Here is a 13,789-nt window from a genome sequence, read left to right on the forward strand (position 1 = left end):
GCATAGTTCCCAAAAATCGTTATGACGGATGGCTCGGGTCGTGCTTTTAATTCTTCGAGGGGAGAAAGGCGCAATGCGCTCCATGCACACGTTGACCCGAGCTGACTTGGCCGAAGCGATCAACCGCAAAGTGGGCCTTTCCCGCTCAGAATCGCTTGGGATGGTTGAAGCAATCCTCGACCACATGAGCAACGCTCTGGAAAAGGGCGAGAACGTGAAGATTTCCGGGTTCGGGACTTTCCTGCTGCGTGACAAGGCGCAGCGGATCGGTCGTAACCCGAAGACCGGCGTAGAAGTGCCAATCACGCCGCGCCGCGTCCTCACGTTCCGCGCCAGCCAGATGCTGAAGGATCGGATCGCCAAAGGGTGAGTGACGAGACGTTCTTTTCTGACGAATCGCAGGCCCCGGGGATTGCATCCCCGGAGCTTGGCGATGGCAAGGAAGAGGGCGCACTGCGGACGATAGGCGAAGTCGCCAAGGCGCTTGGTATTCGCCAGCACGTGCTGCGGTATTGGGAAGAGCAGTTCCCGATGCTCAAGCCGCTGAAACGCAGTGGCGGCCGCCGTTATTATCGCCCTGAAGACATCACCCTGGTTGAGACTATCGATCGGTTGGTCCATCGCGAAGGCTTTACGCTGCGTGGTGCCCGGCAGGCGCTGTCGAAGGGGAAGGGGAGCAAGGCTGAACCTGCCGCTGCTCCGGTGCCGGCTGCCGCGGCCTTGGTCGAAAGCCCGGCGCCCACCAATAACTTTGGTCACCGCGCGCGACTGATCGCTCTGCGCGCCACGCTGGTCAAGGCGCTGCACGACAGCTAATCCTGCTCTTCAGAGAGTGAGGATTCCCATGACAAAGACTTACGACGCCGACCTGGCGCTGTTCATCAATGGCGGCTGGAAGATCGGGGAAGGGCGTGACCTGTTCCCCGTCGTCGACCCGGCCAGTGGCGAAACAATCGCCGAAGTCCCGCTGGCTAGCCCGGCCGATCTTGATGCGGCACTGGCAGCGGTAGAGCGCGGCTTTGCCTTGTGGAAGGCAACCCCGGCCGAACAGCGCGCCGCCGTTTTGAATAAGGCTGCGGCGCTATTGCGTGAACGCGCAGACCACATTGCCCGCATCCTGACCATGGAACAAGGCAAGCCGCTGGCCGAGGCCCGCGGAGAGGTGATATCCAGCGCCAGCCTGTTTGAATGGTGCGCCGCGGAAGCATCGCGCATTTACGGGCGCGTACTGGTCCGACCGACCGGGCAGCGGGCGCTTGTGACCAAACAGCCGGTCGGCCCGGTTGCGGCCTTCAGTCCCTGGAATTTCCCGGTCTACCTGCTGGCCAAGAAACTGGCCCCGGCGCTTGCAACAGGATGCTCGGTAATCGCCAAGCCGCCCGAGGAGACCCCAGGCAGTACCGGCGCGCTGGTGCGCTGCCTTTATGATGCTGGCTTGCCGCTTGATGTCGTCCAGCTGGTCCACGGCATACCCGATGCGGTGAGCCGCCAGTTGCTGGCATCGCCCGTGATCCGCAAGGTCAGCTTCACCGGATCGGTTCCGGTGGGCAAGCATCTGATGCGGCTCGCCGCCGATGGCTTGAAGCGCGTAACGATGGAACTCGGCGGCCATGCCCCGGTGCTGGTCTTTGACGATTGCGACCTGGAAAAGACGCTCGACATGGTCGTGCCGCAGAAGTTCCGCAACGCCGGGCAGGTCTGCGTTTCGCCGACCCGGTTCTATGTCCAGCAGGGCATTTATGACCGCTTTGTCGAAGGCTTTGCTGCGCGCGCGGCAAGGGTGAAGGTCGGAAGCGGGTTGGAAAGCGATACCAATATGGGGCCGCTGGCAAATGTTCGCCGTCCAGCAGCGATCGAAGCCTTGGTTGCCGATGCCGCTGCCAAAGGCGCGCGCGTCATGGCCGGTGGTGAGCGCGGGAAGGGCGGGTTCTTCTTCCAGCCAACGCTGCTGGCTGACGTGCCGGACAGCGCCGATATCATGGCGAATGAGCCGTTCGGGCCAGTGGCGGTGGCTGCGCCGTTCACCGATCTGGACGATGCTATCGCCAAGGCCAACCGGCTGCCCTATGGCCTCGCTGCCTTTGCCTTCACCGATCAGCTGCGCCGCGCGAACCTGATCGGCGATGCGCTGGAATCGGGCATGGTCGGGATCAACACCTTTGCCATCTCGGTGCCGGATTCCCCGTTTGGCGGGGTCAAGGACTCAGGCTTCGGTAGCGAGGGCGGGGTCGAGGGGATGGAAAGCTATCTTGTTACCAAGGCGATCCACATGGCCTGATCGGGCGGGGGTGCCTGGCATGGCACCCCCGGCACCGGTTCAGGCGGGTAGCAGGTCCTCGATCCCATAGAATTTGGCTGCAGTGCCGGCATAAAGCGCGCGCTTCTCCTCGGCGCTGGCGCCGGTCGTCAGGCGCTTGAAGGCGTTCCACAGCACGGGATAACTCGCGCCCCATTTGTCGACCGGGTAATTGCTTTCAAACATCCCGCGGTCCGGGCCGAAAGCCTCGATGCAGGTCTCGATATAGGGTCGCCACATGGCCGCCAGTGTTTCGGACGAGAGGCCCGCGGCCGGTCCGTGATCGGGCAGGCCGGCAAAGGACATGGCGAGGCCACCCAGCTTGATCGAGACGTTGGGGCATTCGGCGATTGCCCGGATCTTGGCGCGCCAGGTATCGAACCGCTCATGCAGCTTGCCGTGGTAGGAGCCCATGCCCAGCGGCGTGCCGCAGTGGTCGAGCACGATCGGCTGGTTGGGGAAAGCCTTGGCCAGGCTCAGCAGGTCATCCAGCTGCGGCTCCAGCAGCCATGCGTCGAAGGTGAGCCCGCGCTTGCCCAGTTCGGCAAAACCTTCTCGGAACTTGGCGTCGAGATAGAGCCCGGCCGGGTGGTGGAACGGCGGGCCCAGCACATCCGGGTCGGCGTCCCAGGCTGCCGCATGGCGAATGCCGCGAAACCGCCCGCCGCCTGCAGCAGTGAGCGCATCCAGCACTTGGCCGGCCTGGCTGCCCAGCGTCAGGTCAGCATGGCCAACGATGGCATGGCACAGGCGCTGGTTGCCATAGAGCCCGCTGGCGCTTTGCGCGGCAACACCGTTGACGTACTCAACCTCGCCCACAACCTTCAGCTCGTCACCGGCGCCGGCCTTGTAGAAGGCACCGCATTCCATGAAGACCGTGCCGATCACCTTGTGGCCGCTGGCAGTGTCTGCCTGCAGTTCGTTGAAGGTGTAATAGGGCGATAGCGCGACGCTGGCGACGAAGGGGTGCAGCGGCTCTGGAAAGGCGCCCATGATCGGTCGCAGGTCCCACAGGTGGTGGTGGGGGTCGATGATTGGCAGGTCGGGCTCCAGGATCGCTTCGCTCACAGGGTCACTCCTCTCCGGTTCTCTTTGTGGTGCAGCTTATGGCCCCAAGCAGGTTTGACAAGCGCAGACCGGCCCCGCATTAATCGTGCGATTAAAAATATGTGGACGAGGGGATGGGGCGATGAATTTCGAACACAGCGACAAGGTCAAGGCTCTGCTGGCGAAGGTCGGTGCCTTCATGGACGAGCACATCTATCCCAACGAGCAAGCCTATCATGACTTCGTGACCGATCCCGCCAATCTCTGGCAGGAATGGCCGGGGATGGAGGACCTCAAGGCCAGGGCAAAGGCGCAGGGCCTGTGGAACCTGTTCCTGCCGCACGAATATGGCGCGTTCTCGCCCGGCCTGACCAACCTGGAATATGCTCCGATTGCCGAACTGCTCGGCCGTGTGCCCTGGGCAAGCCAGGTGCTCAATTGCTCGGCGCCCGACACCGGCAACATGGAAGTACTCGCCAAGTACGGCAGCCCGCAGCAGCAGGAAAAGTGGCTGAAGCCCTTGCTCGAAGGCACGATCCGCTCGGCCTATGTGATGACCGAGCCGCAGGTTGCCTCGTCCGATGCAACCAACCTTGAGCTGTCGATTACCCCGGACGGCGATCACTATGTGCTCAATGGCCGCAAGTGGTGGATTTCCAACGCGATGCACCCGCGCTGCACGATCTGGATCGTGATGGGCAAGACCGATTTCAACGCCCCGCGCCATGCCCAGCATTCGCAGATCCTGGTTGAGCCGGCTACGCCGGGGATCACCATCGTCCGTCACCTGACAGTCTTTGGTTCGCACAATTCACCGGGCGGTGAGTGCGAACTGCGGTTCGACAATGTCCGCGTGCCGAAGGAGAACCTGATCCTGGGCGAAGGGCGCGGGTTCGAGATTGCCCAGGGACGCCTCGGGCCGGGACGCATCCACCACTGCATGCGCTCGATCGGCCAGGCCCAGCGCGCGCTGGAAATCATGGCCCGTCGCGCAGACAGCCGCACCGCCTTTGGCAAGAAGCTGGCCGATCAGTCCTCGATCCGTCAGGATATCGCCAAGAGCTTCTGCGAGATCGAAATGGCCCGCCTGCTGACGCTCAAGGCGGCAGACGCGATGGACCGCCATGGCAACAAGGTGGCGAAGGACCTGATCGCCGCGATCAAGGTTGTCGCCCCGCAGATGGCCCAAACCGTTTGCGACCGCGGCATCCAGATGCATGGCGGAATGGGCGTCAGCGATGACACACCGATAGCCCGGTTCTTCACGCTCAACCGCTTTGTTCGCATCGCCGACGGCCCGGATGAAGTGCACATGAGCCAGCTCGGCAAGCAGAAGATCAAGGAATATTCCGCGATGAACGAGCGCTAAGCCATGAAGGCCCTGCGATACTATGGCGCGCGCGATGTCCGGTATGAGGCGATGGACGATCCCACGCCGCAGTCAGACCGCGATGCCGTGATCAAGGTTTCGGCCTGCTCGATCTGCGGGTCTGACCTGCATATCTACCATGGCCACGGCTTTTCCGAGGACGTGGGCTTCTGCGTTGGCCACGAAGCAGTGGGCGAGGTGGTCGAAGTGGGGCGGGCCGTGCACCGGCTGAAAGTGGGCGACAAGGTCATGCTGCCTGCGGCTGTGGGCTGCGGTGACTGCCGCTCCTGCCTTGCGGGCAATGTCGCCAATTGCGAGTTTAATGCCGGGGCCTGTTATGGGCTCTCCGCCAAGTTGCAAGGCTCTCAGGCGGAAGCGGTACGGGTGCCGGCTGCAGACATGAACGCGGTGCCGGTGCCAGATGGCGTTTCGATGGAACAGGCGCTGATGATGACGGATGCGCTTGCCACCGCCTGGTTCGGCGCGCGCAACGCCGATATCAGGCCGGGGTCAAGCGTGGCGGTCGTCGGCCTTGGGCCAATCGGGTTAATGGCGGTCGACAGCGCCTTTGTAATGGGCGCGCATGTTGTCTACGCGATCGATCCCATTCCCGAGCGCCGCGCCATGGCCGAGGCCTGCGGTGCAATCGCGCTTCACCCCGATGAGGCGCTGGAGCGGATCAAGGACGACACGCACGGCAACAAGGTTGATTGCGTGGTAGAGGTTGTCGGCAGCGATGCCACGGTTGACTTTGCCCTGCGGCTGGTGCGGCGGCGCGGCACGGTTTCGGTGATCGGGGTGCAGCAGAGCAAGCGCTTTGCCTTCCCCCTGGAGCGTGCTTTTGCCGCCGGGCTGACCTTCCGCGTCGGGACCTGTTCGGTACCCGAGGAACTGCCCGCCCTGTTTCCGCTGGTCCAGTCGGGCCGGCTGCGCCCCGAACGCTATGTCAGCCACCGCCTGCCACTAAGTGAAGGGGCGGAGGCCTACCGGCTGTTCGAGGCGCGCGAAGCCGGCGCGCTGAAGATGGTCTTGCTGCCGGATTAGGCTCGCGCCGCTCCATTGGCCGCGCTCAGCACGGCGCGGACCGAGGCCGTGGCGACGTCTTCATCGATACCCACGCCCCAAACGGTCTTGCCGTCTGGTCCGGTGCATTCGACATAGGCGGCGGCGCGCGCGTCAGAACCCGCAGTCATCGCGTGTTCGGCATAGTCCTTCACCTCAAGCTTGACGCCAAAGGTTTCGGCAATCGTGGCGACGACCGAGCTGATCAGGCCGTTGCCGCGCCCGGAAACCGACTGCTCGCGGTCATCAACCGCGATCTTCCCGGCGAAAACGCGGGTGCCATCCGGGGCCTTTGATTCCTCGTAATCCAGCAGCTGGAAATGCTGCGGCGTGCTGAGGTGATAGGTCTTCTGGAAGACGGTCCAGATATCTTCGGCAAACAGTTCGCGGCCCACTTCGTCGGCCAGCTCCTGAACGTGCTTGGAAAAGTGCGCCTGCATCTTCTTGGGGATCTTCAGCCCCTGGTCCTGTTCCAGCACCCAGGCGAATCCACCCTTGCCGGATTGCGAATTGACCCGGATCACTGCTTCGTAATCGCGGCCCAGGTCGGCCGGGTCGATTGGCAGGTAGGGCATTTCCCAGGTTTCGTCGTTCTGCTGCTCGCGGGCGGCAAACCCCTTTTTGATCGCGTCCTGGTGACTGCCGGAGAATGAGGTGTAGACCAGTTCGCCGACATAGGGATGGCGCGGATGGATCGGCAGCTGGTTGCAGTATTCCACCGTCTTGGCGATGGCGTCGATGTCCGAAAAATCCAATTCGGGATCAACGCCTTGTGTGTACATGTTCAAGGCTACTGTCACGATATCGCAGTTGCCGGTCCGCTCGCCATTGCCGAACAGGCAGCCTTCAACACGGTCACCGCCAGCCATCAGGCCCAGCTCGCAGGCGGCAATGCCGGTGCCGCGGTCGTTATGGGTGTGCAGGCTGATCACAACCTTGTCGCGATCCGGGATCGAGCGCCCGAACAGCTCGACCTGGTCAGCGTAGACGTTGGGCGTCGCGCATTCGACCGTGGCCGGCAGGTTGAAGATGATCGGGTTGTCGGTGGTCGGCTGGAGCACGTCCATCACTGCTGCGCAGACTTCAACCGAGAAATCGACCTCGGCGGTCGAGAAGGTCTCTGGCGAATATTCGAACTGCCAGTTGGTGCCGTGGTACTTGGCAGCCTGATCACGCATGACCTTGGCGCCTTCGATCGCGATGGCCTTGATCTCTGCGCGGCTCATGCCGAAGACGATCCTGCGCCAGGCTGGAGAGACCGCGTTGTAAACGTGAACGATCGCCTTTTCCGCGCCTTCAAGGCTGGCAAAGGTGGTCTCGATCAGGTCGCGGCGCGACTGGGTGAGCACTTGCGGGGTGACGTCCGACGGGATTCGCCCCGCCTTGACCAGCCCGGAGATGAAATCGAAATCGGTCGCGCCAGAGGCCGGAAAACCGACTTCGATCTCTTTGACGCCAACCTTCAGCAGCAGATCGAAGAACCGGCTCTTCTTTTCAGCCCCCATCGGGTCGATCAACGCCTGGTTGCCATCGCGCAGGTCGGTGGAAAGCCAGCGCGGTGCCTTTTCGATCACGCGGCTGGGCCACTGCCGGTCAGGCAGGTTGATGGGCGGGAAGGGGCGGTACTTGACCCCGGGGTTCTTCAGCATGGTCATGGCGTGGTCTCGACTTGGAACTGCGACTATCAGGCGGTGCTCTCTGTTCCCTTGGGCGCTGCGGCGCACCCTTGGATGGCACGCCAGCTCACGCCCAAGGGCGTGTAAGTCGCAGGGTAAGGCCAAGCGGAGAAATCATGGGCTAAGCCTATGGCAACCCGAGCGGCGCCTGTAAAGCGGGCATCGCACTTTCGTTGCTTTGGCGCGACACACGCGGCAATAGGGTTGCCGAACATAGCCATTGGAAAGACCGAATGAGATTCGATCCCGCCCGCCTCGACCGCATTCCCGCTTTCGTGAAAGAACGCTATCTCGATAGCGGCAAGCTGCCGCATGCGCAGGTTCTGGTCGCGCATCGCGGAGAGATCGTGCATTTCTTTTCGCAAGGCGCAGCGCGCGAAGGGGCGGCAGCGCCGATCGACGAAGGCACGATCTTCCGCATCGCTTCCATGACCAAGCCGGTCACATCGGTGGCTTTCATGCAACTGCTGGAACAGGCCAAGGTTTCGCTTGATACGCCGGTCCATCACGTGCTGCCCGAGTTTAAGGATCTGGCGGTCTACAACGGCGGCGGGGCTGGCGTGCCGTTCCTGACCAAGGGCTGCGCCCGCCCGATGCAGATGGTTGACTTGCTGCGCCATACCTCGGGCCTGACCTATGGCTTCCAGAACCGCACCAACATCGATGCCGCTTACCGCGAAGGGAAGATCGAGAACTGGCACGGCAACCTGACGCTGGATGAATTCATCGGCGCGCTGGGCAAGCTGCCGCTCGAGTTTTCGCCGGGCGAGGCCTGGAACTATTCGGTTTCGACCGATGTCTTGGGCGCGGTGGTGGAGCGGGTATCGGGCCAGCGGCTCGACGAATATTTCCGCCAGCACATCTTCGCGCCGCTGAAGATGGACGATACCGGCTTCATGGTGCCGGAAGGACAGACCCATCGCCTGCCCGATTGCTACAGCTTCGTGCCCGGGAAGGGCAAGGTGCTCGCCGATCGCGGGGCTGAAAGCATGTGGGCCAGGCAGCCGCGGCTGCTATCCGGCGGCGGTGGGCTGGTTTCCACTGCGCTTGACTATCATCGCTTCAACACCATGCTGCTGAACGGCGGCGAACTGGATGGCGCGCGCATTCTCGGCCGCAAGTCGATCGAGTTGATGACGCTGAACCACTTGCCGGATGATGGTGATCTGGCGTCCTGGTCGCGCTCGCTGTTCAGTGAAGCCACCAACGCCGGGGTCGGCTTCGGCCTGGGCTTTGCAGTCAATCTCGATCCGGTGCGGACGATGATCCCCGGTTCGGTCGGTGAATTCTATTGGGGCGGGATGTATTCGACCGCTTTCTTCGTCGATCCGGTTGAGGAGATCACCATGGTCTTCATGACTCAGCTGGCGCCCAGTAGCACCTATCCGATCCGGCGCGAGCTCAAGACGCTGATCTACTCGGCGCTCGTGTAAGATGAGTGTCGACAGCCTCTATGAGACGATGGGCCTGCACCGCATTGTCGAGATGAACCCCGAAGGCCGCTCGCGGCTTGAATACATCGCCAAGCCGGGCATGTGCCATTCGGGCGGCGTGGTGCAGGGGGGCTTCGTCACTGGCTGGATCGATGCCGCCATGGCCCATGCGGTGATTGCGGCGATGGGCGATGGCATCACGCCGATGAGCCTTGAGATCAAGGTCAGCTTTTTCGCACCGGTCCGTCCCGGATTGGTCGTGGCCGAGGGCTGGATCGAACGGCGTGGCCGCAAGACCGCATTCCTGGAAGGGCGGCTGCTCGACGAAGCCGGCAATCTTCTTGCCAAGGGTACATCGACCGCAACTTTGTTTGATCGGGCCAAGGTGGAAGCCGCGGCCAAGGCGGCAATTGGGGGATAGGATGAGCATGATCCGGCCGTTCACGCTTGCTGTTCCCGAAGCGGAACTGGATGACCTCAAGGCACGGATCGACCTGACCCGCTGGCCGGAAAAGGAGCCGGTTGCCGACTGGTCGCAAGGGACGCCGCTGGCGGCGCTGAAAGACCTCGTCAGCTATTGGCGCAACCAATACGATTGGCGTGCCTGCGAAGCGCGGCTCAATGCGCTGGGCCAGTTCATCACCGAGGTTGACGGGTTGGATATCCATTTCCTGCATGTTCGCTCGGCCCGCGCAGACGCCATGCCGCTGATCATGACCCACGGCTGGCCTGGCTCGGTGATCGAATTCATGGGGGTGATCGATCGGCTCACCAATCCGGACGATCCGGCCGCTCCGGCTTTCCACATCGTCCTGCCTTCGCTCCCCGGATATGGTTTTTCGGGCAAGCCTAAGGTCACCGGCTGGGGGGTGGAAAAGATTGGCCGGGCCTGGGGCCAACTGATGGCGCGGCTGGGTTATGATCGCTGGTTCGCGCAGGGCGGGGACTGGGGTTCAGCCGTGACGACGGCGATCGCGGTCCAGCAGGTTCCCGGTTGCGCCGGAATTCACCTCAACATGCCTATCGGCCGTCCGACCGAAGCAGACCTGGCCAATCCGACCCCGGCAGAGCTTAAGGCGCTTGGCGCGCTGAAGCATTATCAGGATTGGGACTCGGGCTATTCCAAGCAGCAACAGACCCGGCCGCAAACCGTAGGCTATGGCCTGGTTGACAGCCCGGTCGGGCTCGCCGGCTGGATTCTGGAAAAGATCTGGGCCTGGACGGACAATGGTGGATCACCTTGGGATGCGCTGAGCCGGGATCAGGTGCTTGATAACATCATGCTCTATTGGCTGCCGGCCAATGGGGCGTCATCGGCGCGGCTCTATTGGGAGAGCTTCGGCAGCTTCGCCCCGCAGGAAATCGTCATTCCGGTTGCGGCCAGCGCCTTTCCGCGAGAGATCCTGCCAACCCCGCGCAAATGGGCGGAGCGCAATTACCGCAAACTGGTCCACTGGGGTGACATGGAGCGCGGCGGGCACTTCGCTGCCTGGGAACAGCCCGAGGCGTTTGTGCGCGAGCTGCGTCTGGCGTTCGGCGCGATGGCGTAAACCATCCGCTTGGTCGCTGATGGGGCTGGGGCCAGCTGGGGGGCTCCACCGCAAAAGGCGGTACAGGCGTTAAGCAGAAGCGCCAGGGCCGGCTGGGCTAATTCAGGGCGAGATCTCGATGGTTACATCGTCTCGGTATGAGCCGGCCAGCGCGCCAGCGAATTCGCCAATTGAAACTTCAATCTGCAGCATTTGCCCATGCTGGTTGGTTGGTACGGTCATGGCTTGACGCCATTCACTGCGCAGGTCGATCGGCGTGCCATCAAGTGTGAGGGCATAGGGTATCGTTGCACCGGGCACATTGACGTTGCTGAGATGCCCTCGGTTAGCAGAGACCAATGTGATCGAGGGGTGGGTATTGGCGCGCACTTGCAAGACGGCGCGGCCCCGTTTGCCCGGTTGCAGCACGCCAAGGTCAATTGTCTGGTTTGGGCTGCCGCCAGCAAAGCTGACCTGCGCCCGTGCTGGGCTGGCAAAGGCCAACTGTGATGTCAGGCTTGCATCGCCGCTCCGGGCGGTGATTGGCATTGCATAGTCGCCCGGCGGGAGCAGTTGACTGGCCTGAGCAAAGGCTAACCAATGTACCTTCAATGGGGGGGAGTTGGTCGGAATCAGAAACCGGGCCGTGGCAGGATGGGCAAGGGGGGTCACGCCCGGCGCGGCAAGCAGCTCAAGGCGGAGCGGAAGGGTATAACCAGGCAGATCAAGCAAGCGAAGCCGGCTGCCGCTGCTGTCCGTCAACTGGAGTTCGGCTTCGCAGGGTTCATCTGTGCGGCTTTCGACCTGCGCGGTGATAGTGCCGGAAAACCCATCGCCAAGGGGATCGTAACGCGCACCTTCCACACTGAAGGCGGTGATCGTGACGGGGCAGGTCGCAGGCTGGGCAATGGTCGGAGCGCCCTCGGCCAGCATCGCGGCGCATAACATGCAGGTAAGCCACTTAGGGGCGGGCAACAGTGATTTTGCCAACATCGATCATTCCTTTTGCATTTGGATCCACCTTGAAGCGGGCCAGCTCGTGCTCGCCAATCATCATCCGGTATTCACCCGGCGAAAGCTGATCGACTGCAAAGCGTCCTGCGGAATTGGTGAAGAACAGGCGCTTTTCGAACTTTTTGTCGCCGATTTTTTCAACCGTCCCGGCGATCCCGGCGAGTGGGCCATTGGGTGTAAGCAGGAACCCGCTGGCAATGCGCCAGGCATCCGACCCGATCCGCACCCCATAGGCTGAAGCGCTGCCGGGGAAGGCCTTTAGTCTGGGGTCACCGATATTATAGCCGGCAGGCAGCGGATCGGCATCGGCCGTCAGCTCTATCGGAGAGAACGAACGGTTTAATGGCACCAGCGCTGGCCCTAGCAGGCCAGGGCGACCGACCTTGAAGCCGGCCTCATCCCGCACCAGGACTTTCGCAGAACCAAGGCTGGAGTGGGGCTTGAAGATGGCAAAGCCATAGGTCGGCGGTCGACCTATCCCAAACATGCCATCCGCAAAGCCAACGAACGTGGCAAGCCGCAAGCGGGTGAAACGCTGATCGGGCAGGTCTGGTGTGGCCGATGAATACCAGTCCTGATCGGCATTCACCAACAGCCGGTTGCCAAAATAGCGCAGACTTCCCGTCGCGCCGTGTCGTCGGTCATCGCGATCCAGCCGGACCCGGCCGGAAAGATCGCCGATTTCATCGCGTGGATAGCGGGCGAGCTCAAGTGAGCCGGACGAGCGGTAGCTGTCTCCGCGCAGCGAGAGATTACCGCGCCGCCCGAGGCGCAGCGAGATGCCAACTGAGGCGCGCGCTGCCCAGCGGCCCGCGCCAAACCTGGAAGCTCCGGCAGAGGCGGTCAGGCTCAGCCGCTGGCCGCTCCAGTAACCGGTCAGGCTATAGCCCTGTTCTGCGCTGCCGCTCCGCGTGCCGTTGAAGCTGCCAGCGGCGATCAGGCCCCAGGCGCCGCGTTGCCAGTCGGCACGCGCATCGATGCGCCAGCGACTGTCATTATCAGGCGGCAGGCTGTCGAAAGGTGAACCGAAGCGCCGACTGGTAACCGATGCGGCAAGGGCCAGGTTGAGCTTGCCTTGGGCCAACTCGGTGGTGTGCAGCCAGTCAAGGCTTGCCGAGCGGCCAGCCTGACCCTCGACATGGCTGAGCGCGCCTTGCAAGCGGATAACGCCCAGCACAGTGCCCCAGATTATCTCGCCCGAAGTCTGCCAGTTACCGTCCGCAAACTGTGCACCGCCTCCTAGCGTGATCTGATTGCCGGCGCCCCACCGGAGATAGCCGCTGGCAACGAATGGGCCGTTGTAGCGGCCGCTGCCGGAACCGATCTTGCCAACGGAAAAGCCAAACTCCGACAGGCCATCGCCCAGAAGCGTGGCTGCGGTAAAGAAGCTGGCCATGGTGATTTCGCGGCGGCCAAGATCATCTTCGATGTAGAGCCGCGCCAGGCTGGCACCAAACGGACCGGTGATGTTCGCCAGCTCATAGCGTCCGGGTTCCAACAACAGTTTGCGCGTTTCAAGGCCGTTGACCTCCACAATCACCGTGGAGCGGCGGTCCAGGGTTATGAACCCGCGGGCAGCGGGGCGAACATTTTCAAATGGCCTGATGGCGCTGAAATCCCGCGCCACGGCGAATCCGAGCAGCGGCCCGGAGCCCTGAAATCCGGTCGTTGGCGGCGTAATCTCACCCGCCGTAAGGTGAGAAGCCTGATCGAAAAGATCATAACTGGCGCGGACCGGGTTGCGCACCACAGCAAAGCCGCTGCGATCAGTTCGTTCGATCAAATCCGCTCCGCCTCGCAGGGTGATGCCGGGAAAGGGGCCCGCGGTGATAAAGCCGTCGAGCGTCAATCGCAGTGGCTCGCGTCCTGCGCTTGGCCCGGAATGGCGCCACTGCTGCTCTGCGGCGATTGCCAACCCGCCAGCAAATCGTGACTGAGGCTGATAGCCAGACAGGTCAGGAGTGTCCGAACCGCTCAAATCAATGCGCGAGACGCGCATCAGATCGGTGCTGGCTGTGACGAGCAACTGCAGATTGCCGGTGTCGAACTCGATCGTAAACGGTAGTCCGCTCAATTCTGCCAGCGGCACACGCGCGCGATTGCCGATCCGCTGGGTCAGGGGCGCAAGGCTTTGCTCCGGCATGGAGCGGCGTAGCAAGGTCATCAAGCGCAGCGCATCGACATCACCGGGTTGGGTGCCGGTCGGATCGACCCGCACGGAAAGCTCACCCAGCAGTGTGGCATTCAGCACAAGCGGAACTTCGATCTCGCTGAGGGTTGCGGTCGCGCTGGTCGATGGTGGGGCTTCGGCTGCCGTCGCCCGCGCTGAAAAGGCGGCGAGCGCGAACAGCAAGGTGCCGATA

12 protein-coding genes are annotated in these 13,789 nt (G+C 62.6%); 8 read left to right on the forward strand and 4 right to left on the reverse strand.

The genetic code is table 11. From position 1 onward, the window contains the following. Nucleotides 1-73 precede the first annotated feature (73 nt). The 3 genes from RQP55_RS01120 to RQP55_RS01130 are packed head-to-tail and all read left to right on the forward strand — an operon-like array spanning nt 74 to nt 2,278. Nucleotides 74-370, forward strand: coding sequence for an integration host factor subunit alpha (locus tag RQP55_RS01120; protein ID WP_315608335.1), 297 nt, complete (start codon nt 74-76; stop codon nt 368-370). 41 nt (nt 371-411) lie between these two features. Continuing rightward, nucleotides 412-816 carry a MerR family transcriptional regulator gene (locus tag RQP55_RS01125; RefSeq protein ID WP_315608617.1) on the forward strand — a complete coding sequence of 135 codons (405 nt, stop codon included), beginning with the start codon at nt 412-414 and terminating at the stop codon, nt 814-816. Between the two features lie 28 nt (nt 817-844). Then, nucleotides 845-2,278 carry an NAD-dependent succinate-semialdehyde dehydrogenase gene (locus RQP55_RS01130; RefSeq protein WP_315608336.1) on the forward strand — a complete coding sequence of 478 codons (1,434 nt, stop codon included), beginning with the start codon at nt 845-847 and terminating at the stop codon, nt 2,276-2,278. Between the two features lie 39 nt (nt 2,279-2,317). On the opposite strand, the gene RQP55_RS01135 is transcribed toward RQP55_RS01130, so the two are convergent. After that, nucleotides 2,318-3,364 carry an amidohydrolase family protein gene (locus RQP55_RS01135; protein ID WP_315608337.1) on the reverse strand — a complete coding sequence of 349 codons (1,047 nt, stop codon included), beginning with the start codon at nt 3,362-3,364 and terminating at the stop codon, nt 2,318-2,320. A gap of 121 nt (nt 3,365-3,485) precedes the next feature. Between RQP55_RS01135 and RQP55_RS01140 the strand changes: the two genes are divergently transcribed. Together RQP55_RS01140 and RQP55_RS01145 are read left to right on the forward strand one after the other, a co-directional pair. Continuing rightward, on the forward strand, nt 3,486-4,712 hold the full coding sequence (locus RQP55_RS01140) for an acyl-CoA dehydrogenase family protein (RefSeq protein WP_315608338.1): 1,227 nt from the start codon (nt 3,486-3,488) through the stop codon (nt 4,710-4,712). A gap of 3 nt (nt 4,713-4,715) precedes the next feature. Then, entirely contained in the window at nt 4,716-5,756 is a 1,041-nt protein-coding gene (locus RQP55_RS01145) for an alcohol dehydrogenase family protein (protein WP_315608339.1), read from the forward strand. On the opposite strand, the gene leuA is transcribed toward RQP55_RS01145, so the two are convergent. Continuing rightward, a complete protein-coding gene (leuA, locus tag RQP55_RS01150; protein ID WP_315608340.1) occupies nt 5,753-7,429 on the reverse strand; it encodes a 2-isopropylmalate synthase in 1,677 nt (558 codons plus the stop codon). The two genes, RQP55_RS01145 and leuA, sit on opposite strands and share 4 nt — an antisense overlap. Nucleotides 7,430-7,683: 254 nt before the next feature. On the opposite strand from leuA, the gene RQP55_RS01155 reads away from it, so the two are divergent. Genes RQP55_RS01155 through RQP55_RS01165 form a run of 3 tightly spaced genes read left to right on the forward strand, consistent with a single transcriptional unit; the run spans nt 7,684 to nt 10,433 of the window. Beyond that, nucleotides 7,684-8,883: a serine hydrolase domain-containing protein gene (locus RQP55_RS01155; RefSeq protein WP_315608341.1), complete on the forward strand. Its 1,200-nt coding sequence runs from the start codon at nt 7,684-7,686 to the stop codon at nt 8,881-8,883. Between the two features lies 1 nt (nt 8,884). Continuing rightward, complete coding sequence (locus RQP55_RS01160; RefSeq protein ID WP_315608342.1) at nt 8,885-9,304, forward strand: PaaI family thioesterase; 420 nt, start codon at nt 8,885-8,887, stop codon at nt 9,302-9,304. 1 nt (nt 9,305) lies between these two features. Beyond that, nucleotides 9,306-10,433 (forward strand): epoxide hydrolase family protein, encoded by a 1,128-nt coding sequence (locus RQP55_RS01165; protein ID WP_315608343.1) that lies wholly within the window; start codon nt 9,306-9,308, stop codon nt 10,431-10,433. A gap of 102 nt (nt 10,434-10,535) precedes the next feature. On the opposite strand, the gene RQP55_RS01170 is transcribed toward RQP55_RS01165, so the two are convergent. Together RQP55_RS01170 and RQP55_RS01175 are read right to left on the reverse strand one after the other, a co-directional pair. Continuing rightward, entirely contained in the window at nt 10,536-11,405 is an 870-nt protein-coding gene (locus RQP55_RS01170) for a hypothetical protein (RefSeq protein WP_315608344.1), read from the reverse strand. Then, nucleotides 11,374-13,779: a hypothetical protein gene (locus RQP55_RS01175; RefSeq protein ID WP_315608345.1), complete on the reverse strand. Its 2,406-nt coding sequence runs from the start codon at nt 13,777-13,779 to the stop codon at nt 11,374-11,376. The genes RQP55_RS01170 and RQP55_RS01175 overlap by 32 nt, the downstream gene beginning before the upstream one ends. Nucleotides 13,780-13,789 lie beyond the last annotated feature (10 nt).

The sequence above is a fragment of the Novosphingobium sp. APW14 genome, from assembly GCF_032337075.1.
GTDB lineage: Bacteria > Pseudomonadota > Alphaproteobacteria > Sphingomonadales > Sphingomonadaceae > Novosphingobium.